Origin of the sequence: Curtobacterium sp. L6-1 (assembly GCF_018885305.1) — a bacterium.
Classification (GTDB): Bacteria; Actinomycetota; Actinomycetes; order Actinomycetales; family Microbacteriaceae; genus Curtobacterium; species Curtobacterium aetherium.
The window spans coordinates 3,126,852-3,149,777 of sequence record NZ_CP076544.1; the positions used below are offsets into that span (position 1 = coordinate 3,126,852).

The window sequence follows — 22,926 nt, forward strand, 5'->3', positions numbered from 1 at the left end:
GATGCCACGCAGTCTGAAGAAGGGCCCCTTCGTCGACGAGCACCTGCTCCGCAAGGTCGTCACGCAGAACGAGGCCAACACCAAGAACGTGATCCGTACCTGGTCGCGGCGGTCGATGATCGTCCCGAACATGCTCGGTCACACCATCGCGGTGCACGACGGCCGCAAGCACATCCCGGTGTTCGTCACCGAGTCGATGGTCGGTCACAAGCTCGGCGAGTTCGCGCCGACCCGCACCTTCCGCGGCCACGTGAAGGACGACAAGAAGGGCCGTCGCCGCTAAGGCGGCGACGAAGAGGAGGAACGAAATGGTGGAGTCGATCGCACGCGTGCGACACATCCGCGTCACGCCTCAGAAGGCCCGTCGCGTCATCCAGCTGATCCGCGGCAAGCAGGCCCACGAGGCGCTCGCCATCCTGAAGTTCGCCCCCCAGGGCGCTTCGGAGCCCGTGTACAAGCTGGTCGCCTCGGCGATCGCCAACGCACGTGTCAAGGCGGACTCGACGAACAGCTTCCTCGACGAGCGCGACCTCTACGTGAGCAGCGTCTTCGTCGACGAGGGCACGACCCTGAAGCGGTTCCAGCCGCGTGCACAGGGCCGCGCCTTCCGCATCAACAAGCGCACGAGCCACATCACGGTCGTCCTCGCGACGCCGGATGAGGCCGAGGCCGCCGCGACGAGCAAGAAGGCGAGCAAGTAATGGGCCAGAAGGTCAACCCGTACGGCTTCCGTCTCGGGATCACGACGGACCACATCTCCCACTGGTTCGCCGACAGCACGAAGAAGGGTCAGCGCTACGCCGACTTCGTGGCCGAGGACGTCAAGATCCGTCAGTTCCTGACGAAGACCCTCGACCGCGCGGGCGTCGCCCGCATCGAGCTGGAGCGCACCCGTGACCGCGTCCGCGTGGACATCCACACGGCGCGTCCGGGCATCGTCATCGGTCGCCGCGGCGCCGAGGCCGAGCGCATCCGGAGCGAGCTCGAGAAGCTCACCAAGAAGCAGATCCAGCTCAACATCCTCGAGGTCAAGAACCCCGAGACCGAGGCCCAGCTCGTCGCGCAGGGCATCGCCGAGCAGCTCTCCGCTCGTGTCGCGTTCCGTCGCGCCATGCGCAAGGGCCTGCAGGGTGCACAGCGCGCCGGCGCCAAGGGTGTCCGCATCCAGGTGTCGGGTCGTCTCGGCGGCGCCGAGATGTCGCGCTCGGAGTTCTACCGCGAGGGCCGCGTGCCCCTGCACACGCTCCGCGCGAACATCGACTACGGCTTCTACGAGGCCCGGACGACGTTCGGCCGCATCGGCGTGAAGGTCTGGATCTACAAGGGCGACATCACGAACAAGGAGCTCGCTCGCGAGCAGGCGAACCAGCGTTCGTCGCGCCCCGAGCGTCGTGGCGGCGACCGTCGTGGCGGCGGCCCCCGTGGCGACCGCAACGAGCGCGGTGGCGACCGTCGCGAGCAGCAGGCCCCGCAGGACGCGCCGGCCGGCGCAGGAGTTGAGGCGTAACCATGCTTATCCCCCGTCGAGTCAAGCACCGCAAGCAGCACCACCCGAAGCGTTCGGGTCAGGCGACCGGTGGCACCAAGGTCTCCTTCGGTGACTACGGAATCCAGGCGCTCACCCCGGCCTACGTGACCAACCGTCAGATCGAGTCCGCTCGTATCGCGATGACGCGTCACATCAAGCGTGGCGGCAAGGTGTGGATCAACATCTACCCGGACCGCCCGCTGACCAAGAAGCCGGCAGAGACCCGAATGGGTTCCGGTAAGGGTTCGCCCGAGTGGTGGGTCGCGAACGTCAAGCCGGGTCGTGTGCTCTTCGAGCTCGCCGGCGTCAGCGACGAGATCGCCCGCGAGGCACTGACCCGTGCAATCCACAAGCTGCCCCTCAAGGCACGCATCATCAAGCGCGAGGAGGGCGACGCATAATGGCGATCGGTTCCAAGGAGCTCCGTCCCACTGAGCTCGACACGTTCGAGAACGAGCGTCTCGCTGACGAGCTGAAGAAGGCCAAGGAGGAGCTGTTCAACCTCCGCTTCCAGTCGGCCACCGGCCAGCTGGAGAGCCACGGCCGTCTCCGTGCCGTCAAGCGCGACATCGCCCGCATCTACACCGTGCTCCGCGAGCGCGAGCTCGGCATCCGTGCCACGCCCGCGCCCGTCGAGACCGCCCCGAAGGCCAAGAAGTCGTCGAAGAAGGCCGAGAAGCCGGCTGAGTCGACCGAGGCCGCGACCGCCGAGGAGAACTGATGGCCACCGAAGAGAAGGACTCCACCGCCGTCACCCGCGGCTACCGCAAGACCCGTCGTGGCTACGTCACGAGCGACAAGATGGACAAGACGATCGTCGTCGAGGTCGAGGACCGCGTGAAGCACCCCCTCTACGGCAAGGTCATCCGTCGCACGTCGAAGGTCAAGGCCCACGACGAGCAGGGCACGGCCGGCATCGGCGACCTGGTCGTCATCAGCGAGACCCGTCCCCTCAGCGCCACCAAGCGCTGGCGCCTGGTCGAGATCCTCGAGAAGGCCAAGTAGGCCTCGGCCCGCTTCGGAATAGGAGACAGCAGTGATTCAGCAGGAATCCCGCCTGAAGGTCGCCGACAACACGGGTGCCAAGGAGATCTTGACCATCCGCGTGCTCGGTGGCTCGGGTCGTCGCTACGCCGGCCTCGGTGACGTCATCGTCGCCACGGTGAAGGACGCCATCCCCGGCGGCAACGTGAAGAAGGGTGACGTCGTCAAGGCGGTCATCGTTCGCACCAAGAAGGAGACCCGTCGTCCGGACGGCTCCTACATCAAGTTCGACGAGAACGCGGCAGTGATCCTCAAGGCTGACGGCGACCCGCGCGGCACGCGCATCTTCGGGCCGATCGGTCGCGAGCTCCGTGACAAGAAGTTCATGAAGATCATCTCGCTCGCGCCGGAGGTGCTGTAAGCCATGGCGAACATCAAGAAGGGTGACCTGGTCCAGGTCATCACGGGAGCCACGCAGGAGCGTGGCGGCGACCGCGGCAAGCAGGGCAAGGTCATCGAGGTCCGCGGCGACCGTCTGGTCGTCGAGGGCATCAACTTCGTGACCAAGCACGTCCGCGTCGGTCAGACCCAGCGCGGGTCGAAGACCGGTGGCATCGAGCAGCACGAAGCCCCGATCCACGTGTCGAACGTCGCGATCGTCGACCCGAAGACCAAGAAGCCGACCCGCGTCGGCTTCCGCACCGAAGAGGTGGAGAAGGACGGCGTCACCAAGACCGTCCGCGTCCGCTACGCCAAGAAGTCTGGTGAGAAGCTCTGATGACCGACACGACTGCCGCGACTGCTGAGAAAGTTCAGCCGCGCCTCAAGCAGAAGTACCGCAACGAGATCAAGGCGGCGCTGACCGAGCAGTTCGGTTACGCGAACGTCAACCAGGTCCCCGGCCTGGTCAAGGTCGTCGTCAACACCGGTGTCGGTGAGGCCGCGCGCGACTCGAAGATCATCGAGGGGGCCATCAAGGACCTCACCGCGATCACGGGTCAGAAGCCGCAGGTCACGCTGGCCCGCAAGTCCATCGCGCAGTTCAAGCTGCGCGAGGGCCAGGCCATCGGCGCGCACGTCACCCTCCGTGGTGACCGCGCGTGGGAGTTCCTGGACCGTCTGCTGTCGCTGGCGCTCCCGCGCATCCGCGACTTCCGTGGTCTCAGCGACCGCCAGTTCGACGGCAACGGCAACTACACCTTCGGTCTCTCGGAGCAGAGCGTGTTCCACGAGATCGACCAGGACCGCATCGACCGCGTGCGTGGGTTCGACATCACCGTCGTGACCACCGCGAAGACGGACGACGAAGGCCGCGCGCTGCTCCGCCAGCTCGGCTTCCCGTTCCGTTCGGGCGACCAGACGGTCTAAGCTACTCCGGGCGGTGCGGGCCGGAGGAGGTTTCTCTCCTCCGGCCCGCTCGCACGAAGTCACACCGATCCCGGGGAACCGCCCTGGGATCACCTCGATCGTCGAGGTCGGCACTCGTGGAACGGGTGTCGAAACCGGACGAAGAACGGAAACGCATCATGACGATGACCGATCCGGTCGCAGACATGCTGACCAGATTGCGGAACGCGAACTCGGCTCACCACGACGCCGTCTCGCTTCCGAGCTCCAAGCTCAAGACCACCATCGCGGACATCCTCAAGCGCGAGGGTTACATCAGCGAGTGGAAGGTCGAGGACGCCCGCGTCGGGCAGACCCTCACCATCGAACTCAAGTACGGCCCCGATCGCGAGCGTTCGATCGCCGGCATCAAGCGCGTCTCGAAGCCGGGCCTCCGGGTCTACGCGAAGTCGACGGAGATCCCCCGGGTCCTCGGTGGCCTCGGCGTGGCGATCCTGTCGACCTCCTCGGGGCTCCTGACCGACCGCGAAGCCGAGCAGAAGGGCGTGGGTGGGGAAGTCCTCGCCTACGTTTGGTGATCGATCATGTCTCGTATCGGACGTCTCCCCATCGACATCCCGGCCGGAGCGACCGTCTCGGTCGACGGCCAGAACGTCGCCGTCAAGGGCCCGAAGGGCGAGCTCACGCTCGTCATCGCTGAGCCCATCCAGGCCAAGGTCGAGGACAACCAGGTCCTCGTCAGCCGCCCGGACGACGAGCGTTCCTCCCGCGCGCTGCACGGCCTGACGCGCTCGCTCATCGCGAACCAGATCATCGGCGTCACCCAGGGCTACTCCAAGGGCCTCGAGGTCGTCGGTACCGGTTACCGCGTGGCAGCCAAGGGCAGCGACCTCGAGTTCGCGCTCGGGTACTCCCACCCGATCACGGTCAACCCGCCGGCGGGCATCAGCTTCGCCGTCGAGGGCAACAACAAGGTCACCGTGAACGGCATCGACAAGCAGCTCGTCGGTGAGGTCGCGGCCAACATCCGCAAGCTGCGCAAGCCCGAGCCCTACAAGGGCAAGGGTGTCCGCTACGCCGGCGAGATCGTGCGCCGCAAGGCCGGAAAGTCAGGTAAGTGATCATGGCCATCGGAACTCGTACTCGAGGCAAGAGCAAGGCGGCTGCCAAGGCTCGCCGCCACAACCGTCTCCGGAAGAAGATCACCGGGACCGAGACCCGTCCGCGTCTCGCCGTCACCCGTTCGTCACGTCACGTGTTCGTCCAGGTCATCGACGACGCGAAGGGTCACACCCTCGCCAGCGCATCGACGATGGAGGCCGACCTCCGCTCGTTCGACGGCGACAAGACCGCCAAGGCCCGTCGCGTCGGCGAGCTCGTCGCCGAGCGCGCGAAGTCGGCTGGCGTCGAGGCCGTGGTCTTCGACCGCGGCGGTAGCAAGTACGCCGGTCGCGTCGCCGCGATCGCCGATGGTGCCCGTGAAGGAGGGCTGAACCTGTGAGCGACATCGCGAACACCAACGACGACGCCGAGGCCACGACCCCGGCCGAGGTCGACACGACCGCCGAGGCGCCGACCGAGGCCGCTGCCGAGGAGACCACCGACGCCAAGGCCCCCGCGGCCAAGGAGCCGGACGTCCCCGTCGTGGAGCGTCCCGTCGAGACCGCTGCGGGCTCGGCTTCGAACAACCGCGACTCCGTCGACAACCGTGGCCGCCGTGGTGGCGGCAGCGGCGGCGGTCGTGACCGTCAGCAGGGCGGCCGTGGCAACGACCGCAACAGCCGCGGTGGCGACAGCCAGTTCCTCGAGCGCGTCGTGACCATCAACCGCGTCTCCAAGGTCGTCAAGGGTGGTCGTCGCTTCAGCTTCACCGCGCTCGTCGTCGTCGGTGACGGCAACGGTCTCGTGGGCGTCGGCTACGGCAAGGCCCGCGAGGTCCCGACCGCCATCTCGAAGGGCGTCGAGGAGGCGAAGAAGAACTTCTTCCGCGTCCCGCGCGTCGGCAACACCATCCCGCACCCGGTGCAGGGTGAAGCCGCCGCCGGTGTCGTCCTCCTGCGTCCGGCCGCTGCCGGTACCGGTGTCATCGCCGGTGGTCCGGTCCGCGCCGTGCTCGAGTGCGCCGGCATCCACGACGTCCTGAGCAAGTCGCTCGGCTCGTCGAACACCATCAACATCGTGCACGCGACCGTCACGGCGCTCAAGCAGCTCGAAGAGCCGCGCGCCGTCGCCAGCCGTCGTGGCCTGCCCGTCGACCACGTCGTGCCGGCTCGCCTGCTGCACGCCGAGGCGGCCGCCCGTGCCGCCGCGAACGAGAAGGCAGGTGCGTGATGGCGATGCTGAAGATCACGCAGACGAAGTCCGTCATCAGCGAGAAGCAGTACCAGCGCGACACGCTCCGCAGCCTGGGCCTCAAGCGCATCGGCCGTACGGTCCTGCGTGAGGACAACGCCCAGAACCGCGGGTACGTCGCCACGGTGGCGCACCTCGTGAAGGTCGAGGAGGTCGACGCATGAGCGACGAGAAGAACGAGCGCGTCCAGATCCTGAAGGTCCACCACCTTCGTCCGGCAGCGGGGTCCAAGAAGGACCGCACCCGCGTCGGTCGTGGTGAGGGCTCAAAGGGCAAGACCGCTGGCCGTGGCACCAAGGGCCAGAAGGCCCGGTACCAGGTCAAGGTCGGCTTCGAGGGTGGGCAGATGCCGCTGCACATGCGCACCCCGAAGCTCCGCGGGTTCAAGAACCCGTTCCGCGTCGAGTACCAGCCCGTGAACCTGGACAAGATCGCGGAGCTCTACCCGAACGGTGGCGACGTCACCGTCGCGGACCTGGTCGCCAAGGGCGCCGTCCGCAAGAACGAGAAGGTCAAGGTTCTCGGTCAGGGTGACATCAGCGTGAAGCTCACGGTCACGGTCGACAAGGTCTCGGCTTCGGCCGAGGAGAAGATCGTGGCGGCGGGCGGCACCGTCACCAAGTAGTCCCCGTCGGCGGCGGCCCGCGCATTGCGCGCGGGCCGCCGTTACGGTTTCCTTGATGGCAGGTCCGGAACACGGCGTCGTTCGACGTGCGTTCCCGGGCCACGGGGTCGGCGCATCCGGCCACGGGCGTCCACGCCCGGCTCGACCGGCAGACCGGTCACAGAAGTTCGGAGTAACTCGTGTTCAGAGCGGTCGCGCGCATCATGCGCACCCCAGATCTTCGGAAGAAGATCGGCTTCACCCTCGCGATCATCGCGCTGTTCCGCCTCGGGTCGTACATCCCCGCACCCTTCGTGGACTACGCCAGCGTCCAGGCGTGCCTGGCGTCCGCGTCCTCCTCGGGCGGCCTCTACGACCTGATCAACCTGTTCTCCGGCGGCGCGCTCCTGAAGCTCTCGGTCTTCGCGCTCGGGATCATGCCGTACATCACGTCGTCGATCATCGTGCAGCTCCTGCGTGTGGTCATCCCGCACTTCGACTCCCTCTACAAGGAGGGTCAGTCCGGTCAGGCCAAGCTGACGCAGTACACGCGCTACCTCACCATCGCGCTGGGCGTGCTGCAGTCCACCACCCTGATCACGGTCGCCCGCTCCGGTGCCCTCTTCGGCACGAGCGCCTCGGCGTCCTGCACCTCGATCATCTCGAACGACAGCTGGTACGCCATCCTGCTGATGGTCATCACGCTGACCGCCGGCACCGGCCTCATCATGTGGATGGGCGAACTCGTCACCGAGCGCGGCATCGGCAACGGCATGTCGCTGCTCATCTTCACGTCCATCGCCGCGCAGTTCCCGTCGGCGCTGTGGGCCATCGAGCAGTCGCAGTCCTTCGAACTCTTCCTGTTCGTCATCCTGGTCGGCCTCGTCATCATGATGGCCGTCGTCTTCGTCGAGCAGTCGCAGCGGCGGATCCCGGTCCAGTACGCCAAGCGCATGGTCGGACGTCGGACCTACGGCGGCAACAACACGTACATCCCGATCAAGGTGAACATGGCTGGCGTCGTGCCCGTCATCTTCGCGTCGTCGCTGCTGTACCTGCCGGCCCTGATCGCCCAGTTCAACCAGCCCTCGGACGGCAGCGCGCCGGCCCCGTGGGTGACCTGGATCCAGAGCAACCTGACCTCGGGTGACAACTGGTTCTACATGGTCCTGTACTTCCTGCTCATCGTCGGCTTCACGTACTTCTACGTCGCGATCACCTTCAACCCCGAAGAGGTCGCCGACAACATGAAGAAGTACGGCGGGTTCATCCCGGGCATCCGTGCCGGCCGTCCCACTGCCGAGTACCTCGACTACGTCCTCACCCGGGTGACGCTGCCCGGTGCGCTCTACCTCGGTCTCATCGCACTCATCCCGCTCGCAGCACTGGCGCTGTTCGGGGCGAACCAGAACTTCCCGTTCGGCGGTGCCAGCATCCTGATCATCGTGGGTGTCGGCCTCGAGACCGTGAAGCAGATCGACTCGCAGCTGCAGCAACGTCACTACGAAGGGCTTCTCCGTTGAGCGCACGTCTCGTCATCGTCGGACCTCCCGGGGCGGGCAAGGGCACGCAGGCCGGGCGCATCGCGTCGACCTTCGGGGTCCCCGCCATCTCGACCGGCGACATCTTCCGGAAGAACGTCGCCGAGGGCACGCCCCTCGGGCAGCGCGCGAAGGCCCTGATGGACGCCGGTGAGTACGTTCCGGACGACCTGACGAACGAGCTCGTCCGCGACCGTCTCGCCGAAGCCGACGCAGCGGGCGGGTTCCTGCTCGACGGCTACCCCCGCACGCCGGCGCAGGTCGAGTACCTCGACGCGCTCCTGGCCGAGCAGGGCGCCGGGATCGACGCGGTGGTCCAGCTCGTCGCCGACCAGGAGGCCCTGGTCGGGCGCCTGCTCAAGCGCGCGCAGGAGCAGGGTCGCGCCGACGACACCGAGGAGACCATCCGTCGCCGCCAGCAGGTGTACCAGGAGCAGACCGCTCCGCTCGTCGCGGTCTACCAGGAGCGCGGGCTCGTCGTCGACGTCGACGCGCTCGGTGGCGTGGACGAGGTCGGCGACCGGATCGCCGACGTCCTCTCGTCGCGCGGCCTGACGGCCGCGGTCTGACCCGGGTCCGACCGGTGCGCCGCCGCAAGCCCTCGATCTACAAGACGCCCGACGAGCTCCGCGCCATGGTGCGCCCGGGGCTGCTGACGGCGCAGGCGCTCGACGCGGTCCGTGCGGCGGTCCGTCCCGGTGCCACGACGGGTGAGCTCGACGCGATCGCCGAGCGGACGATCCGCGACGGCGGCGGCGTGCCGAACTTCCAGCTGGTGCCCGGCTACCGCCACACTCTCTGCGTGTCGGTGAACGACGAGATCGTGCACGGGATCCCCGGCGATCGCGTCCTGCAGGCCGGCGACATCGTGTCGGTGGACGCCGGTGCCGAGGTCGACGGGTGGAACGGCGACAGCGCGTTCACCGTCGTCGTCCCCGGTGGCGACGCAGCGACGAGCGCGGCGCGCCAGGCGCTGTGCGACACGACCGAGCGGTCGTTGTGGTACGGCATCGCCGCACTCGCGCACGCGAAGGCCCTGCACGAGGTCGGCGCGGCGGTCGAGGACGCGATCGACGAGACCGGCGAGTGGGGCATCGTCGAGGACTTCACGGGGCACGGCATCGGCCGGTCGATGCACGAGGAGCCGCCCGTCTTCAACTACCGCGTCCGCGGCGCCGGTCCCGCCGTGCAGGCCGGCCTCGCCGTAGCGATCGAGCCGATGGTGACGGCGGGCACGATCGACAGCTCGACCGATGCCGACGGGTGGACCGTCCGCACGCTCGACGGCTCGGACGCCGCGCACTGGGAGCACAGCGTCGCGGTGCACGCGGACGGCATCTGGGTGCTCACGGCCGCCGACGGCGGCGCGGCGGGCCTGGCCCCGCTGGGTGTGACGCCGGTCCCGGTCCCGTAGGTCGCGCCTCCAGGCCGCTGGGGGCCGCTCCCGGGCGGTCGACCGACCCGGAGGCCCGTGATCGGGTCGACCGGGGACCGACCGGTCCCTGGTCGTCCGGTGCTCCGCCGCGGAGGCGCGTGGCCGGGTCGGGTGGTGACCGACCGTCCGTCCGACTGGTGGTGCTGCGCGCGACCGGCGGCGAGGATCGTGGGTGCGTCGGGCGGTGTCCGACCGGCCGGCGGACGGTGCTGCGTTGGAGCCGCACCGAGGCGGGCGGCCGCGGTGACCGGCGACCGGCGATCGTGAGCGCTCCTCGCACCCGTCGTCGCTGCGTCGCACGGCGTCGACGAGCGGCGCGGCGTGGCGGGGTCAGTTCCCGACGGAGCAGGTCTCCTCGGCGGCGCTCTGCCCGGTGATCGAGGACGGCAGCGGCGTGGCGGACGGGCTGCTGGTGGTGGTCGTCCGCGCACCGGGCGTCGCGCCGTCACCGGACGGGCTGGCGGTGTCGGACGGCGTCGCTCCGGACCCGGCCCCGGACTCGGACCCCGACCCGGACCCGGCGGACTGCGGCGGGGTCGCGGAGGGCGAGCTCGTGGCGGCGTCCGACGACCCCCGGGACGCACGACCCGTGGAGGAGTCGGCGAGCGAGGTGCGCTCGTCGGTCTGCAGGGCGACGTTGAGCGTGTGGGCGTTCGCCTCGTCGACGACCACACGGGCGGAGTCCGCCGGGTCGTCCACGACCGGGTACTGCACGAAGAGCATGCTCGAGGTGCTCATGCCCCGGAGCGTGGAAGCGAGTCCGACCAGGGTCCGGGGCCGCGCCAGCCCGTCGGACAGGGTCATGTTCGACAGGGCGGCCCCGGCGAGCTTGTAGAGCGTGACGGGCTTCGACAGCGTGCCGTCCGCGGTGACCTGGCGCAGCAGGGCGGAGAGGAACACCTGCTGCGAGCTGATCCGTGCGAGGTCGCTGCCGTCGCCGACGCCGTGCCGGGAGCGCAGGAAGGCGAGGGCGTCGGAGCCCTGGAGCGAGTGGGCGCCGGCGCTGAGGTGCAGGCCGGTGAAGGAGTCGTCGATGGGCGTCGCCACGCAGACGTCGACGCCGCCGAGCGCGTTCGACATCTCGATGACGCCGTTGAACGTGATGAGGCCAGCGTACGGCACGGTCAAGCCGGTGAGGTTCTCGACCGTGTCGACCACGCAGGAGACGCCGCCGTTGCCGAGCGCGGTGTTGAACTGGGCGGAGTCGGCAGCGGGGTAGGTGGTGCCGGTCTCCGGGTTCGTGCACGCCGGTATCGGCACCATGAGGTCGCGCGGGAAGCTGACGGCGGTGAGCTGCTCGTGGTCCTCGGAGACGTGCACGAGCATGGTGACGTCGTTCCGGGCACCCTCGACGTCCTCGTCGGAGTCGAACTGGCCGACGCGGGTGTCGCTCCCGATGAGCAGGATGTTCGCCCCGCCCTCGATCGCCGTGATGTCTGCGGTCTGCGCGGTGCTCTGGTCGTCCGTGCTGAGCGCCACGGTCCGCGGCGCGGCCGCGAGCTGGGCGACGCCGATGGCGGAGACGCAGGTCCCGCTCACGAGGACGACGGCCGCGGCGGAGGCGACGACGGACAGCGCCGTCGTCCACCCGCGACGGCGGGGGAGGCGGCCGTGGCGTGCGACGGGGCGCTCGCGGCCTGGGGCGTCGGGCACGGGGGTCTCCTTCGGTGACTGCTCTCGTCACCGTACGGCCCCGTACTCGGTCGCGACAGTGCGCTCTCCTCGGGACCGCTGTGGATCCGCGTGCCCGCGGGGATCACGCGCCCGACCGCCCCCTGCACTGGGGTGCCGCGCCGCACCGGATCGGGGCCAGCACTTGGCAATCGGCCGACTACCACATAAGATCGATCTTTGGTGTGCCATGCCCTCTGGCGTGGCGCCCGACCCGCAGACCGGCTCGGGGATCACACCAGTAATCCAACCAAGCGACAGTGAGGCTATGGCCAAGAAAGACGGCGTCATCGAGATCGAGGGCTCGGTGCTCGAAGCTCTGCCCAACGCGATGTTCCGCGTTGAGCTGACCAACGGACACAAGGTACTCGCGCACATCTCCGGGAAGATGCGCCAGCACTACATCCGCATCCTCCCCGAGGACCGCGTGATCGTGGAGCTGAGCCCGTACGACCTGACCCGCGGCCGGATCGTCTACCGCTACAAGTGATCCGCGAGCTGGAAAGGAACGGCCCGGCGAACCCGCCGAGCACGAAGCCAGCGAGCACGAGGAACGAACAATGAAGGTCAACCCCAGCGTCAAGCCCATCTGCGAGCACTGCCGAGTGATCCGCCGGAAGGGCCGCGTCATGGTGATCTGCAAGAGCAACCCGCGTCACAAGCAGCGCCAGGGCTAGTCCCTCCGGGACTCGTCCCGGCTGCGTGACCGGGGCCGCCAGTCGACAGGCTGCCAGCGGCTCGAGCACGAACCACAACTGAAGATCGACAACGCAGTGCCAGAACCCGCACACCTCGGTGTGTGGGGGACACCTCGGGGCGGAGGCCCGGGCACCGGTACTGCGCCACACCTCCATCGACAACAGGAGCAGCCAGCACAATGGCACGTCTAGCAGGCGTCGACATCCCGCGCGAGAAGCGCGTGGAGATCGCACTCACCTACATCTACGGGGTCGGCCGCACCCGCGCCGTCCAGACGCTCGCGGAGACCGGCATCTCCGGCGACATCCGCGTCAAGGACCTCACCGACGACCAGCTCGTCGCCCTCCGCGACTACATCGAGGGCACCTTCAAGGTGGAGGGTGACCTCCGCCGTGAGGTCGCCGCCGACATCCGCCGCAAGGTCGAGATCGGTAGCTACGAGGGTCTCCGCCACCGTCGTGGTCTCCCGGTGCGTGGTCAGCGCACCAAGACCAACGCTCGTACCCGCAAGGGCCCGAAGCGCACCGTGGCAGGCAAGAAGAAGGCTCGATAGGAGATCACGATGGCTACCCCCAAGACCGCCGCGCGCAAGCCGCGCCGCAAGGAGAAGAAGAACGTCGCCGTGGGCCAGGCCCACATCAAGAGCACGTTCAACAACACCATCGTCAGCATCACCGACCCGTCGGGTGCCGTCCTGAGCTGGGCGTCCTCGGGCGCCGTCGGCTTCAAGGGCTCGCGCAAGTCGACGCCGTTCGCGGCGCAGCTGGCCGCCGAGTCGGCAGCCCGTCAGGCCGCCGAGCACGGCGTCAAGAAGGTCGACGTCTTCGTCAAGGGCCCGGGCTCGGGTCGCGAGACGGCGATCCGTTCTCTCCAGGCCGCTGGCCTCGAGGTCGGCTCGATCAACGACGTCACGCCGCAGGCGCACAACGGGTGCCGCCCGCCGAAGCGCCGCCGCGTCTGACGCGAGGAGCAACCGGCCGTTCCCCGCTCGTTCCCTGACCGGGACGAGCGGGGGCGGCCATTCCTGGTCGTTCGATCGCGCACTCCAGTGCGCGTGATCACAACTGAAACAGACCCGTCGGGGCCCGGCCGGCCCCGTCGTACCGCCAAGTGTCATATAGCGGACACTTCGCCGAAAGGAATTCCACAGTGCTCATTGCACAGCGCCCCACCCTGAACGAGGAGTCCATCTCCGAATTCCGCTCGCGCTTCGTCATCGAACCGCTCGAGCCGGGCTTCGGGTACACCCTCGGCAACTCGCTGCGCCGCACGCTCCTCTCGTCCATCCCGGGTGCTGCCGTCACGAGCATCCGCATCGACGGTGTCCTCCACGAGTTCAGCACCGTTCCCGGTGTCAAGGAGGACGTCACCGAGATCATCCTGAACATCAAGAGCCTGGTCGTCTCCAGCGAGCACGACGAGCCGATCACCGCCTACCTGCGCAAGCAGGGTGCCGGTCAGGTCACCGCGGCGGACATCTCCGCCCCGGCCGGTGTCGAGATCCACAACCCGGACCTCGTCATCGCGACCCTGAACGACTCGGCGCGCTTCGAGCTGGAGCTGACGATCGAGCGTGGCCGCGGCTACGTCTCGGCGACCCAGAACCGCTCGGAGTTCAGCGAGGCCGGTCAGATCCCGATCGACTCGATCTACTCGCCCGTGCTCAAGGTCACCTACCGCGTCGAGGCGACGCGTGCCGGTGAGCGCACGGACTTCGACCGTCTGGTCGTCGACGTCGAGTCGAAGCCTGCGATCACGCCGCGCGACGCCATCGCGTCGGCCGGTCGCACGCTGGTCGAGCTGTTCGGGCTCGCCCGTGAGCTCAACACGGCGGCCGAGGGCATCGAGATCGGCCCCGCGCCGGTCGACGCCGTGCTCTCGAACGAGCTGCAGACGCCGATCGAGGACCTCGACCTGTCGGTCCGTAGCTACAACTGCCTGAAGCGCGAGGGCATCAACACGGTGTCCGAGCTCGTCGCCCTCTCGGAGACGCAGCTCATGAACATCCGCAACTTCGGTCAGAAGTCGGTGGACGAGGTCAAGGACAAGCTCACCGAGCTCGGCCTGTCCCTCAAGGACACCGTCCCCGGATTCGACGGTGCCCACTTCTACAGCGGGTACGACGAGGACGAGTCCAGCAACTGACCTCGCGCTGACGCGCACGCGCTCCTGACACGGCGCGCACCACCATCACCACTGGAGAACTGACATGCCGAAGCCCACCAAGGGCCCCCGCCTCGGTGGCGGTCCCGCCCACGAGCGCCTGCTCCTGAGCAACCTCGCCAACGCCCTCTTCACGCACGGTCGCATCACGACGACCGAGACGAAGGCCAAGCGCCTCCGTCCGGTCGCCGAGCGGCTCATCACGTTCGCGAAGCGTGGCGACCTGCACGCGCGTCGTCGCGTGATCGCCGCGCTGCGCGACAAGACCGTCGTGCACACGCTGTTCACGGAGATCGCGCCGCAGGTGGCCGACCGCCAGGGCGGCTACACCCGCATCACGAAGCTCGGCTTCCGCAAGGGTGACAACGCGCCGCTCGCCTCGATCGAGCTCGTCCTCGAGCCCGTCTCGAGCTCGCCGGCACCCGTCTCGCGTTCGGCCGCTCCGGCTGCCGCCGCGCCGGTCGCCGCCGAGGCCGACACCACGGAGGCCCCGGTCGAGGAGACCGAGACCACCGAGGAGTCGACCCCGGTCGCCGACGAGACCACGACCGACGCCGCCGCCGAGGTCGAGGCCGACGCCGCAGCCAAGTCGGACGACGCCGCGGACGAGTCCAAGTAGTCGCACCGCACCACCGGAGGGCCCCCGCAGCACCTGCTGCGGGGGCCCTCCTGCTTCCCGGCGGGCAGGCACGGGCACGGGGACGAGCACGTGGCCGCCGTGACGACCGGTCGCCGGGGGCGAGCGCCGGGCGACGTGAGCCGGGAGGCTCGACCAGCGTCCGCCACGTACGGTGGCGGACGACCCGACGGGAGACCCATGCAGTTCCAGCACATCGCCGGCGTCGGCACGCGCCTCTGGCGGTGGAGCCGGAACTCCGGCACGCAGCCCCGCCTGCTCCACGCTGCGAAGGCCGCTGCCGCGGCGGCGCTCGCCTGGCTGGTCGCGCGACATGTTCCCGGGGTCGCCGCCGAGTACCCGTACTACGCCCCGCTCGGCGCCGTCGTCGCGATGCAGACGACGGTGTTCGCCGGCCTCCGCAGCGGCCTGCAGACGCTGGTCGGGATCGCCCTGGGCATCGCGGTGGCGGCCTTCACGATGTGGGTGGGGGACGCCGGCATCCTCGCCGTCGCACTCGCGGTCGGCGTGGGCGTCCTCGTGGGTGGGTTCCGGATCCTCGGCGAGGGCAGTTCGTGGGTGTCGACCGCGGCACTGTTCGTCCTGCTCGTCGGCGGTGCCCACGCCGAGGGGTACTCGCTCGGCTACCTCGTGCAGATGGCCGTCGGCGTGGTGGTCGGCCTCCTCGTGAACTTCCTGGTGTTCCCGCCGCTGCACTTCTGGGACGCGGAGCGACGGATCGACCAGGTGAACAGCGTGCTCGCGACGCACCTGGACGGCCTGGCCGACGTGCTCGAGCAGGGCAAGCGGGACGAGCGGGCGTGGGACCAGGCACAGGACCGCCTGGACCGGGCGATCGCCGACGTCCGCGGACGGGTCTCGATCGCGCAGGAGAGCCGCCGGATCAACCCGCGTGGCGCACTCCGCGGGTCACGGGCCCGGCTGCAGCGGGACGGGTCACGCTTCCGCGCCCTCGAACGGGTCGCCTGGTACACGACCGACCTCACCGAGCTGGTCGCGCGGTCGGGGCCGGTGTCGGCGAACCTCGGACGGCCGGACGAGGCCTTCACCACGCCGCTGGTGCTGGCGATCCGGCAGGTCGCCGCGATGATCCGCGGCGAGCACCCGCCGGAGGAGGGCGACCGGGCGATCGCGGAGCTCGAGGACGCCCTCGACGCGTCCCACGAGCAGCCGTCCGACGTCGCGGTCACCTCGACGGCCCTGGTGTCCCTGCGGGGCATCGTCGAATCGGAGCGCCGGGCGACGCAGGACGCCGACACCGAGACCGGTCCGGCCGACGCTCCGCGGCGCGGTCTCCGGGCACGGTGGGAACTGCGCGGACGCAAGCGCGGGCACTGACCGTCGGACGGCCGTCCCCGAACCGGGCGGCCGAGGACGTCCGGCACCGGCACCGGCACCGAGTCAGGCACCGGAACCGGCACCGAGCCAGGGGCCGGCGCCGGCCCGTGGTCGGAACCGGGCACCTGGGCGGCTAGGCGGCCAGGGACGCCTCGACCCAGTGGACGATCGCCGACGCCGTGTCCGGGGCGATCGCACGCCACAGCACGAAGTGCTCCCACGTGCCGTCGCGCAGGACGTCGACGGAGCAGACCGTCTCGTCGCAGGTCCGCCACGCACCGTCGCCGGCCTCGAGCCCGTCGAGCTCCAGCCGTCCCGAGCGGTCGACGACGCCGTTGCCGAGTCGCTGCTCGAGGACCCACCCGCCCTCGGGGAGTTCGGAGTAGACGGCCCCGGTGTGCGGGTACCGTCCCTCGCCGTCGTACTGGAAGACACACTCCGCGCCGCCGACCCGGTCCATGGCGAAGTGGCCGAGCTCGACCGCGAGGTCCGTGGCCTGCTCCTGCACGGTGGACAGGTCGACGTCGCTCACGGCGTCGACGCGGTCGCTGTCGCACGTCGTCAGCCGGCTGCTCGCCGCCTGGTGCTCGGTGGACGCGGCGGCGCTGGCGGAAGCCGCCACGGTCTGCTGCACGCGGTCGAGCAGTGCCCGGAACGCGGGGAGCACGGCCTCGGGGGTGGCGTCGGGGGTGTCCTGGCCGCGGACGACGGCGAGGTCGACCCAGGCGTCCCCGGCGAGGACCCCGCCCTGGCACTGGACCCGCGCGGCGTCGGTCGCGTCACAGCGGACCTCGATCATCGACATGCCGGCGCTCTCCGGGTCGTTCCCGCCCGCAGCCGCGAAGTCCGGGCGCGCGTCGGGCAGCACCGAGACGCGCACGCCCTGGTACACGGCGGCGTCGCGGTCGGCCTCGGCGACGTCGTCGAGCGCCGACACCCCGGTGGTGCTCCAGCAGGACGTGCCGCCCGTCGCGCGGGGGAACGCCCACGAGCCGGTGGCGTGCACCTGCCCGGTGAGCGGGTCCTCGGCGCGGGCTCCGGGGACGAGTGCGTCGACGAGGTCCTCGGGGAGGAGCAGGGCGCACCCGGGCAGACCGGCCGAGGCAGGAGCGCGACCGAAGGAGATCGTCTCCTCGTCGGGCGAGGCGGCGGGGGTGGTCTGGGCGGCGGGCGTCGGGCTGGCACTCCCGCCACCGGCACCGCTGTCCGACGGGGCGCCGGAGCCGGAGCAGGCGGTGAGTCCGAGGACGAGGGTGGCGGCGGCAGCGGTGACGACGGCGGCGCGTCGCATCACGGTGAACACATGCTCAGGTTAGGGGCCGGAACCCTCCCGAGGAGCCCGCCCGAATCACGATCCGGTGACACTGCGCGCCTAGACTCCCCACGTGTCCGAGCCCCGAGTCGCCGTGCTCGGACCCGTCCGTGCCGAGGACGCCTCCGGTGCGCTCGTCCCGGTCGCCGGCGCACTGGCGCGGACGTTCCTCGCGGCCCTCGTCCTGGCCCGTGGCCGAGCCGTCACGACGGAGGCGCTCATCGACGACCTGTGGGGGGACGACCCGCCGCGGGGTGCCCGGGCCGCGCTGCAGACGCTCGTCTCGCGCCTCCGCCGTGCGACCGCGGAGGGCCTCGTGGTCTCCACCGCCGGCGGCTACGCACTCGGGGTCGACCCGGCCGCCTCCGACCTCGGTGCCGCCGAGGACGTCCTGGCCGGCGACCCGGACGAGTCCGCCCTGCGGACGGCACTGGACCGCTGGCGGGGCGAGCCCGGCGGGGACGTCGAGGGGGAGACGGCGGGGGCGCTCGCCGCGCGTGCGGCAGCCGTCCGACGGGACCTCCGCCGCCGACTCGGTGCCGTGCTGCAGCGCACGGGCGACGTCGACGCCGCCGCGGCCGTGTGGCGTGCGGAGGCCGCCGCCGACACCTTCGACGAGACCGCCGTCGCCGGCCTCGTCCGGGCCCTCGCCGACGGCGGGCACACGCCCGAGGCGCTCGCCGTCTTCGCCGCGCACCGCGACCGCCTCGCCGACGAGCTCGGCGCCGACCCGTCCGCCGACCTGGTACGGCTCAACGCCGAGGTGCTCCGCAGCGCCGGCCCGGTCGGTGGGACCGCCCGACGGGTCGGGCTGCGGGCCGCCCCGAACGCGCTCATCGGGCGGGAGGCCGACCTCACCACCGTCGAACGGCTGCTGTCCTCGGGTCGGCTCGTCACGATCCTCGGCGCGGGCGGCCTCGGCAAGACCCGGCTCGCGCAGGCCGCGGCCGCGACGGTGCCGTCCTCGTGCGGCGTCGTGGTCGTCGAGCTCGCCCCGCTCAGCACCGGCGACGACCTGCTGCCCGCGATCGGTGCGCTGCTCGGGATCGCCGAGGTCCGCACGGCACGCAGCCTCCGGGAGACGGTCGTCGCCGACCTCCGCACCCGGGTCACCCGCGCCCTCGCCGAGGAACCCACGCTCCTCGTACTCGACAACTGCGAGCACGTCCTCGAGCCCGTCGCCGCGCTCACCGCCGACCTGCTCGCCGCCCTGCCCGACCTCCGGGTCCTCACGACGTCCCGCGCCCCGCTCGCGGTCTCCGGCGAGACCGTCGCGCCGCTCGCGCCGCTGCCGGTCGAGGCCGACGGCGCGGCGGTGCGCCTGTTCACCGACCGGGCCCGTGCGGCACGTCCGGGCGCCGTCCTGCCCGTCGACGCCGTGCGACGGATCTGCACCCGGCTCGACGGCTCCCCGCTCGCCATCGAGCTCGCGGCCGCACGGATCCGCGGGATGAGCGTCGACGAGATCGAACGGCGGCTCGACGACCGGTTCGCGCTGCTCCGCGGTGGGGACCGGTCGGCACCCGAGCGGCACCGCACCCTGCTGGCCGTCATCGAGTGGAGCTGGCGCCTGCTCGACGACGGCGCCCGCGACCTCCTCACCCGTCTGGCACTGTTCCCCGACGGCGTCGCGGTCGGCGCCGTCGAGGCCGTCGCCGCACCGGACCGGACCGACGACGCGCTCGACGACCTGGCCGAGCTCGTCGAGCAGTCGCTCGTCCAGCTGGTCGAGCGCGAGGGCGAGCCGGTCCGCTACCGCCTGCTCGAGACCGTGCGCGAGTTCGGCGCCGCCCGCCTGGCGGAGTCGGGCGACACGGGTGCCGTGCGCGCCGCGATGACCCGCTGGGGAAGTGCCTTCGCCGCGGCGCACGACCTGTTCGCCGTCCGCGGCCCGGGACAGCTCGACCGCTTCCGGGAGGTCGAGCGCGAGGCCGACAACCTGGTCACCCTCCTGCGCTGGGCCCTCCGCGCCGAGGACCCGGCCGCGGTGGCCCGGCTCGCCTCGACGCTCAGCGGGTACTGGTCGATCCGCGGCGCCCACGGCGAGGTGGTCGCGATCGCCCCGGACGTCGTCACGGTCCTCCGGGCAGCGCCGGCCGGCTCGACCGACCGCACGGCCGCGCTGTTGGGGCTCGTCATCGCCTGTGCGACGGCGTCGTTCTCGGACCGGCGCACCGCCGTCCGCGCCCGGTCCACGCTCCGTCGGCTGTGGCGGGAGGGCCCGACCGGGGTGCCCATCGTCGACGCACAGGTCCAGATGCTCCTCACCCTCGGCCGCCCCGCTGCGGGGGAGGCGGTGCTCGCCCGGTTCCGCGAGGACCCCGACGTCGACGTGGCGTGCCTGGCCAACCTGCTCAGCGTGCCCCTGGCCGAGAACGCCGGCGAGACCACACGCGCCCTGCGGTACGCCGCCCGGGCCGAGCAGCTCGCCGAGCGGGTCGACGACGCCTGGACGACGGGGACCTCGGCGGTGTCGATGGCGCAGCTGTCGGCGCAGACCGGCCGCTACCCCGAGGCGCTCGCCGCGGCGGAGGTCGCGCGCACCCGGCTGGAGCACTTCGGTGCCGAGGACGACCTGTACGAGCTCGGGTGGACCGTCGGCCTGAGCGCCGCGGCGGTCGGCGACACCGTGCGGGCCCGCGCCGTCGCGGCCGAGCTCGCGGCCCGGCCCGTGCTGGACGGCCGCGGTCGCGGTACCCCCGGCGGAGCCCCCGGTGGTGGCGGACCCGGCGTCGGCGGTCCGGACGGGGAGCGTGCGCAGATGGGGGTGCTCGCCGCGGCGGTCCGCGCCGAGGTCGCCCGGGCCGAGGGGGACCCCGTCGCGGCAGCGGCGGAGTACCGACGCGCGTGGGACGCGATCCTGCCGCACCGGCGCGAGGCCGCCCAGTGGGTCATGGTGATCGGTGCCGCCATGGTCGCCGCGGGGGACGAGGCGGCGGCGAGCCGGTCCGACGGCGCCGAGCCAGGCCTCCCGGCCGACACCGCCGACGACGCCGACAACGCCGACACCGCCGACACCGCCGACACCGCGGGGGCCCGACGCGGTCCGGCCGACCGGGAGGCGCGTGCCGAAGTGGCGCGACGCCTCCGGGTCAGCGCGCTGGTCGCCCTCCGCCTGCCCGGCCTGTGGACGGACCTGCCTGTCGTCGGGGTGGCCCTGCTCGGCGTGACCCTGCACGCCGCCGGGACCGGCGCGGAGCCGGCCCTCGTGGCACGGGCCTGGGGCGTCGCGGTGCGACTCGGCGCCCGGCAGGACTTCGCGGTCCTGAACCGCGGACGCGTGCGGCCGCTCGTGGCGGCCGTCACCGGGGAGACGCTGCTGGCGGACGCCGAGACGGCCTCGGCCGGACTGAGCCGGACCGAGGCCGTCGCAGCGGCACGGACGGTGACGGAGGCGTTCAGGCCTTCCGCATGTACGCCCGCACCGTGAGCGGGGCGAACACCGCGACGACGACCGCGGCACCGAGGAGCGAGAGCCAGAGGTCCCCGCCCACCTGACCGTGGTTCACGAGGTCGCGCACCGCGGTGATGAGGTGCGAGATCGGGTTGACGTCGGAGAACCAGTGCAGCCAGTCCGGCAGGGTGTCCGCCGGCACGAACGCGTTCGACAGGAAGGTCAGCGGGAAGAGGACCAGGTTCGAGATGCCGGACACGCTCGACGCCGTGCGGGCGACCACGCCGAAGTAGGCGAAGACCCAGCTGATCGCCCACGCGACCACGACGACGAGCAGTCCCGCCAGGACGACGGCACCGAACCCGCCGGCGGGACGCAGCCCCATCGCGAACCCGGTGACGAACGTGATGGTCGTCGCGATGGCGTAGCGGACGGTGTCGGCGAGCAGCGCGCCGGCGAGCGGGGCGATCCGGGCGATGGGCAGCGACCGGAAGCGGTCGAACACGCCCTTGTCCATGTCCTCGCGGAGCTGGACGCCCGTGACGATCGACGAGGTGATGTTCGTCTGCACGAGGATGCCCGGGACGATGATCGGCAGGTAGCTGGCGACGTCCCCGGCGATCGCGCCGCCGAAGATGTACGTGAACATCACGGTGAAGACGATCGGCATGAGCGTCACGTCGAACAGCTGCTCGGGCGTGCGGCGGACCTTGACGAGGCCGCGGTACGCCATCGTGAGCGACTGCCGGACGGTCGCGACGAGGCCGGACGCGCCGACGCCCGCCCGCGGGGTGACCCGGGGGGAGGTGGACAGGTCGGGGGTGGTGAGCGTGGTCATGCGGTGCTCCCTTCGAGCGCGCGGTCGGTGTCGGCCGCGTCGGCGGTCGGCGTCCCGGTGATGGTGAGGAAGACCTCGTCGAGCGTCGGCTTCTGTACGCTCATCTCGGCGAGGGAGATGCCGGCGTCGCGGAAGGACACCAGCAGGTCGGTGACGCGGTCCGGATCCGCCATCGGTGCCGTCAGCCGGGAGCCCTCGGGACTCGCGACCGCGGGGGCGCCGAGGACCCGGAGGACCAGGTCCGACGCCGCGGCGGTGCGCGCCGGGGTGGCGTCCGCCAGCCGGAGCTGCAGCGACGCGGTGCCGATCGACGCCTTCAGCTCGTCGCTCGTGCCCTCGGCGACGACCCGGCCGCGGTCGATCACGGCAATCCGGTCCGCCAGCTGGTCGGCCTCGTCGAGGTACTGCGTCGTCAGCAGGACGGTCGACCCGGTCGCGACGAGCTCCCGGATCGTGTCCCACATCTGCGCCCGGGTCCGCGGGTCGAGCCCGGTCGTCGGCTCGTCGAGGAAGATGAGCGGCGGCTGCGCGATGAGGCTCGCCGCCAGGTCCAGGCGCCGGCGCATGCCGCCCGAGAACGCCCGGAGCGGCCGGCGTGCGGCCTCGGTCAACCCGAACCGCTCGAGCAGCTCGGTGGACCGGCGCTTCGCCTCGGCCCGGGACAGCCCGAGCAGCCGGGCGAAGACGACGAGGTTCTCGGTCGCGCTCAGGGTCTCGTCGACGCTGGCGTACTGCCCGGTCACGCCGATGAGCCGGCGGACGACCTGCGGCTCGCGGCGGACGTCGTGTCCGAACACCCGCGCCTCGCCGCCGTCCATCCGGAGCAGGGTCGCGAGCATGCTGATCGTGGTGGTCTTGCCCGCACCGTTCGGGCCGAGCACGCCGTAGACCGTGCCCGCCTCGACGCGCAGGTCCACCCCGTCCACCGCCCGGTTGCTGCCGAACGTCTTCACGAGGCCCGTGGCCTCCACCGCGAGTGGTGTCGTGGTCATCGTCGTGTCCTTCCGTCGACGTCGTGGTCGGGGACGACACTGCCGACCCGCACTCACGCGGCACTGACACGGCGCTGACGTCGCTACCGTG

The 22,926-nt window shown here is 70.9% G+C and carries 30 protein-coding genes; 26 read left to right on the forward strand and 4 right to left on the reverse strand.

Annotated features, from left to right (window positions below):
• The first annotated feature begins 1 nt into the window (after position 1).
• From rpsS to map, 18 genes are all read left to right on the forward strand, one after another.
• Positions 2-283, forward strand: coding sequence for a 30S ribosomal protein S19 (gene rpsS / locus KM842_RS14485; RefSeq protein ID WP_017885529.1), 282 nt, complete (start codon positions 2-4; stop codon positions 281-283).
• A gap of 25 nt (positions 284-308) precedes the next feature.
• The gene (rplV, locus tag KM842_RS14490; protein WP_110903567.1) at positions 309-701 is read left to right on the forward strand and encodes a 50S ribosomal protein L22; all 393 of its coding nucleotides are present in this window, start codon (positions 309-311) and stop codon (positions 699-701) included.
• Entirely contained in the window at positions 701-1,507 is an 807-nt protein-coding gene (rpsC, locus tag KM842_RS14495; RefSeq protein ID WP_110824242.1) for a 30S ribosomal protein S3, read from the forward strand. The genes rplV and rpsC overlap by 1 nt, the downstream gene beginning before the upstream one ends.
• Positions 1,508-1,509: 2 nt before the next feature.
• A complete protein-coding gene (gene rplP / locus KM842_RS14500; RefSeq protein ID WP_216259467.1) occupies positions 1,510-1,929 on the forward strand; it encodes a 50S ribosomal protein L16 in 420 nt (139 codons plus the stop codon).
• Complete coding sequence (gene rpmC / locus KM842_RS15995) at positions 1,929-2,249, forward strand: 50S ribosomal protein L29 (protein ID WP_110903564.1); 321 nt, start codon at positions 1,929-1,931, stop codon at positions 2,247-2,249. Before rplP ends, rpmC begins: the two co-directional genes overlap by 1 nt.
• Positions 2,249-2,533 (forward strand): 30S ribosomal protein S17, encoded by a 285-nt coding sequence (rpsQ, locus tag KM842_RS14510; RefSeq protein ID WP_216259469.1) that lies wholly within the window; start codon positions 2,249-2,251, stop codon positions 2,531-2,533. Before rpmC ends, rpsQ begins: the two co-directional genes overlap by 1 nt.
• A gap of 31 nt (positions 2,534-2,564) precedes the next feature.
• Positions 2,565-2,933, forward strand: coding sequence for a 50S ribosomal protein L14 (rplN, locus tag KM842_RS14515; RefSeq protein WP_110824238.1), 369 nt, complete (start codon positions 2,565-2,567; stop codon positions 2,931-2,933).
• A 3-nt stretch (positions 2,934-2,936) separates the two neighbouring features.
• Complete coding sequence (rplX, locus tag KM842_RS14520) at positions 2,937-3,290, forward strand: 50S ribosomal protein L24 (RefSeq protein WP_216259472.1); 354 nt, start codon at positions 2,937-2,939, stop codon at positions 3,288-3,290.
• Positions 3,290-3,880 carry a 50S ribosomal protein L5 gene (gene rplE / locus KM842_RS14525; RefSeq protein ID WP_216259474.1) on the forward strand — a complete coding sequence of 197 codons (591 nt, stop codon included), beginning with the start codon at positions 3,290-3,292 and terminating at the stop codon, positions 3,878-3,880. Before rplX ends, rplE begins: the two co-directional genes overlap by 1 nt.
• A gap of 158 nt (positions 3,881-4,038) precedes the next feature.
• A complete protein-coding gene (gene rpsH / locus KM842_RS14530) occupies positions 4,039-4,437 on the forward strand; it encodes a 30S ribosomal protein S8 (RefSeq protein WP_216259476.1) in 399 nt (132 codons plus the stop codon).
• A 6-nt stretch (positions 4,438-4,443) separates the two neighbouring features.
• Positions 4,444-4,980 carry a 50S ribosomal protein L6 gene (gene rplF, locus KM842_RS14535; protein ID WP_111050814.1) on the forward strand — a complete coding sequence of 179 codons (537 nt, stop codon included), beginning with the start codon at positions 4,444-4,446 and terminating at the stop codon, positions 4,978-4,980.
• A gap of 2 nt (positions 4,981-4,982) precedes the next feature.
• Positions 4,983-5,360, forward strand: a complete 378-nt coding sequence (gene rplR / locus KM842_RS14540) for a 50S ribosomal protein L18 (RefSeq protein WP_110824233.1) — start codon at positions 4,983-4,985, stop codon at positions 5,358-5,360.
• Positions 5,361-5,503: 143 nt separating this feature from the next.
• On the forward strand, positions 5,504-6,190 hold the full coding sequence (rpsE, locus tag KM842_RS14545) for a 30S ribosomal protein S5 (protein WP_216262459.1): 687 nt from the start codon (positions 5,504-5,506) through the stop codon (positions 6,188-6,190).
• The gene (gene rpmD / locus KM842_RS14550; RefSeq protein WP_022906355.1) at positions 6,190-6,375 is read left to right on the forward strand and encodes a 50S ribosomal protein L30; all 186 of its coding nucleotides are present in this window, start codon (positions 6,190-6,192) and stop codon (positions 6,373-6,375) included. Before rpsE ends, rpmD begins: the two co-directional genes overlap by 1 nt.
• Positions 6,372-6,836 (forward strand): 50S ribosomal protein L15, encoded by a 465-nt coding sequence (gene rplO, locus KM842_RS14555; RefSeq protein ID WP_110903556.1) that lies wholly within the window; start codon positions 6,372-6,374, stop codon positions 6,834-6,836. Before rpmD ends, rplO begins: the two co-directional genes overlap by 4 nt.
• A gap of 179 nt (positions 6,837-7,015) precedes the next feature.
• The gene (gene secY, locus KM842_RS14560; protein ID WP_110824231.1) at positions 7,016-8,338 is read left to right on the forward strand and encodes a preprotein translocase subunit SecY; all 1,323 of its coding nucleotides are present in this window, start codon (positions 7,016-7,018) and stop codon (positions 8,336-8,338) included.
• Positions 8,335-8,925: an adenylate kinase gene (locus tag KM842_RS14565; RefSeq protein WP_216259478.1), complete on the forward strand. Its 591-nt coding sequence runs from the start codon at positions 8,335-8,337 to the stop codon at positions 8,923-8,925. Before secY ends, KM842_RS14565 begins: the two co-directional genes overlap by 4 nt.
• A gap of 65 nt (positions 8,926-8,990) precedes the next feature.
• The gene (map, locus tag KM842_RS14570; protein WP_216262461.1) at positions 8,991-9,770 is read left to right on the forward strand and encodes a type I methionyl aminopeptidase; all 780 of its coding nucleotides are present in this window, start codon (positions 8,991-8,993) and stop codon (positions 9,768-9,770) included.
• Positions 9,771-10,121: 351 nt separating this feature from the next.
• Here map and KM842_RS14575 read toward each other — a convergent pair whose 3' ends face one another.
• On the reverse strand, positions 10,122-11,444 hold the full coding sequence (locus KM842_RS14575; RefSeq protein ID WP_216259479.1) for an LCP family protein: 1,323 nt from the start codon (positions 11,442-11,444) through the stop codon (positions 10,122-10,124).
• A 286-nt stretch (positions 11,445-11,730) separates the two neighbouring features.
• Between KM842_RS14575 and infA the strand changes: the two genes are divergently transcribed.
• The 7 genes from infA to KM842_RS14610 all read left to right on the forward strand — a co-directional run bounded on the left by infA (position 11,731) and on the right by KM842_RS14610 (position 16,299).
• Positions 11,731-11,952 (forward strand): translation initiation factor IF-1, encoded by a 222-nt coding sequence (gene infA, locus KM842_RS14580; protein WP_017885509.1) that lies wholly within the window; start codon positions 11,731-11,733, stop codon positions 11,950-11,952.
• A gap of 70 nt (positions 11,953-12,022) precedes the next feature.
• Positions 12,023-12,139, forward strand: a complete 117-nt coding sequence (gene rpmJ / locus KM842_RS14585) for a 50S ribosomal protein L36 (protein WP_022903266.1) — start codon at positions 12,023-12,025, stop codon at positions 12,137-12,139.
• A gap of 200 nt (positions 12,140-12,339) precedes the next feature.
• Positions 12,340-12,714, forward strand: coding sequence for a 30S ribosomal protein S13 (gene rpsM, locus KM842_RS14590; RefSeq protein WP_110824228.1), 375 nt, complete (start codon positions 12,340-12,342; stop codon positions 12,712-12,714).
• A 9-nt stretch (positions 12,715-12,723) separates the two neighbouring features.
• On the forward strand, positions 12,724-13,122 hold the full coding sequence (gene rpsK, locus KM842_RS14595) for a 30S ribosomal protein S11 (RefSeq protein WP_110824227.1): 399 nt from the start codon (positions 12,724-12,726) through the stop codon (positions 13,120-13,122).
• 188 nt (positions 13,123-13,310) lie between these two features.
• Complete coding sequence (locus KM842_RS14600) at positions 13,311-14,306, forward strand: DNA-directed RNA polymerase subunit alpha (protein WP_110824226.1); 996 nt, start codon at positions 13,311-13,313, stop codon at positions 14,304-14,306.
• 64 nt (positions 14,307-14,370) lie between these two features.
• Positions 14,371-14,943 (forward strand): 50S ribosomal protein L17, encoded by a 573-nt coding sequence (gene rplQ, locus KM842_RS14605; RefSeq protein ID WP_216259481.1) that lies wholly within the window; start codon positions 14,371-14,373, stop codon positions 14,941-14,943.
• A 198-nt stretch (positions 14,944-15,141) separates the two neighbouring features.
• Entirely contained in the window at positions 15,142-16,299 is a 1,158-nt protein-coding gene (locus KM842_RS14610) for an aromatic acid exporter family protein (RefSeq protein ID WP_216259483.1), read from the forward strand.
• A 133-nt stretch (positions 16,300-16,432) separates the two neighbouring features.
• Here KM842_RS14610 and KM842_RS14615 read toward each other — a convergent pair whose 3' ends face one another.
• A complete protein-coding gene (locus tag KM842_RS14615) occupies positions 16,433-17,602 on the reverse strand; it encodes a hypothetical protein (RefSeq protein WP_216259484.1) in 1,170 nt (389 codons plus the stop codon).
• 82 nt (positions 17,603-17,684) lie between these two features.
• On the opposite strand from KM842_RS14615, the gene KM842_RS14620 reads away from it, so the two are divergent.
• A complete protein-coding gene (locus KM842_RS14620; protein WP_216259486.1) occupies positions 17,685-21,041 on the forward strand; it encodes an AfsR/SARP family transcriptional regulator in 3,357 nt (1,118 codons plus the stop codon).
• Here KM842_RS14620 and KM842_RS14625 read toward each other — a convergent pair.
• Both KM842_RS14625 and KM842_RS14630 read right to left on the reverse strand, forming a co-directional pair.
• Positions 21,010-21,843 carry an ABC transporter permease gene (locus tag KM842_RS14625; protein ID WP_216259488.1) on the reverse strand — a complete coding sequence of 278 codons (834 nt, stop codon included), beginning with the start codon at positions 21,841-21,843 and terminating at the stop codon, positions 21,010-21,012. The two genes, KM842_RS14620 and KM842_RS14625, sit on opposite strands and share 32 nt — an antisense overlap.
• The gene (locus KM842_RS14630; protein ID WP_216259490.1) at positions 21,840-22,835 is read right to left on the reverse strand and encodes an ATP-binding cassette domain-containing protein; all 996 of its coding nucleotides are present in this window, start codon (positions 22,833-22,835) and stop codon (positions 21,840-21,842) included. The genes KM842_RS14625 and KM842_RS14630 overlap by 4 nt, the downstream gene beginning before the upstream one ends.
• Between the last annotated feature and the right edge of the window lie 91 nt (positions 22,836-22,926).

Bases quoted from the DNA above. Each gene is read 5' to 3' on its own strand.
- rpsQ (WP_216259469.1), top strand. From the start codon at position 2,249: ATGGCCACCGAAGAGAAGGACTCCACCGCCGTCACCCGCGGCTACCGC.
- rplR (WP_110824233.1), top strand. From the start codon at position 4,983: ATGGCCATCGGAACTCGTACTCGAGGCAAGAGCAAGGCGGCTGCCAAG.
- rplO (WP_110903556.1), top strand. From the start codon at position 6,372: ATGAGCGACGAGAAGAACGAGCGCGTCCAGATCCTGAAGGTCCACCAC.
- KM842_RS14610 (WP_216259483.1), top strand. From the start codon at position 15,142: ATGCAGTTCCAGCACATCGCCGGCGTCGGCACGCGCCTCTGGCGGTGG.
- rplP (WP_216259467.1), top strand. From the start codon at position 1,510: ATGCTTATCCCCCGTCGAGTCAAGCACCGCAAGCAGCACCACCCGAAG.
- rpsK (WP_110824227.1), top strand. From the start codon at position 12,724: ATGGCTACCCCCAAGACCGCCGCGCGCAAGCCGCGCCGCAAGGAGAAG.
- rpmJ (WP_022903266.1), top strand. From the start codon at position 12,023: ATGAAGGTCAACCCCAGCGTCAAGCCCATCTGCGAGCACTGCCGAGTG.
- rplV (WP_110903567.1), top strand. From the start codon at position 309: ATGGTGGAGTCGATCGCACGCGTGCGACACATCCGCGTCACGCCTCAG.
- rpsS (WP_017885529.1), top strand. From the start codon at position 2: ATGCCACGCAGTCTGAAGAAGGGCCCCTTCGTCGACGAGCACCTGCTC.
- rplE (WP_216259474.1), top strand. From the start codon at position 3,290: ATGACCGACACGACTGCCGCGACTGCTGAGAAAGTTCAGCCGCGCCTC.
- rplX (WP_216259472.1), top strand. From the start codon at position 2,937: ATGGCGAACATCAAGAAGGGTGACCTGGTCCAGGTCATCACGGGAGCC.
- infA (WP_017885509.1), top strand. From the start codon at position 11,731: ATGGCCAAGAAAGACGGCGTCATCGAGATCGAGGGCTCGGTGCTCGAA.
- rplF (WP_111050814.1), top strand. From the start codon at position 4,444: ATGTCTCGTATCGGACGTCTCCCCATCGACATCCCGGCCGGAGCGACC.
- KM842_RS14630 (WP_216259490.1), bottom strand. From the start codon at position 22,835: ATGACCACGACACCACTCGCGGTGGAGGCCACGGGCCTCGTGAAGACG.
- rplQ (WP_216259481.1), top strand. From the start codon at position 14,371: ATGCCGAAGCCCACCAAGGGCCCCCGCCTCGGTGGCGGTCCCGCCCAC.
- rpmC (WP_110903564.1), top strand. From the start codon at position 1,929: ATGGCGATCGGTTCCAAGGAGCTCCGTCCCACTGAGCTCGACACGTTC.
- rpsH (WP_216259476.1), top strand. From the start codon at position 4,039: ATGACGATGACCGATCCGGTCGCAGACATGCTGACCAGATTGCGGAAC.
- KM842_RS14625 (WP_216259488.1), bottom strand. From the start codon at position 21,843: ATGACCACGCTCACCACCCCCGACCTGTCCACCTCCCCCCGGGTCACC.
- rpsC (WP_110824242.1), top strand. From the start codon at position 701: ATGGGCCAGAAGGTCAACCCGTACGGCTTCCGTCTCGGGATCACGACG.
- rpmD (WP_022906355.1), top strand. From the start codon at position 6,190: ATGGCGATGCTGAAGATCACGCAGACGAAGTCCGTCATCAGCGAGAAG.
- map (WP_216262461.1), top strand. From the start codon at position 8,991: ATGGTGCGCCCGGGGCTGCTGACGGCGCAGGCGCTCGACGCGGTCCGT.
- rpsM (WP_110824228.1), top strand. From the start codon at position 12,340: ATGGCACGTCTAGCAGGCGTCGACATCCCGCGCGAGAAGCGCGTGGAG.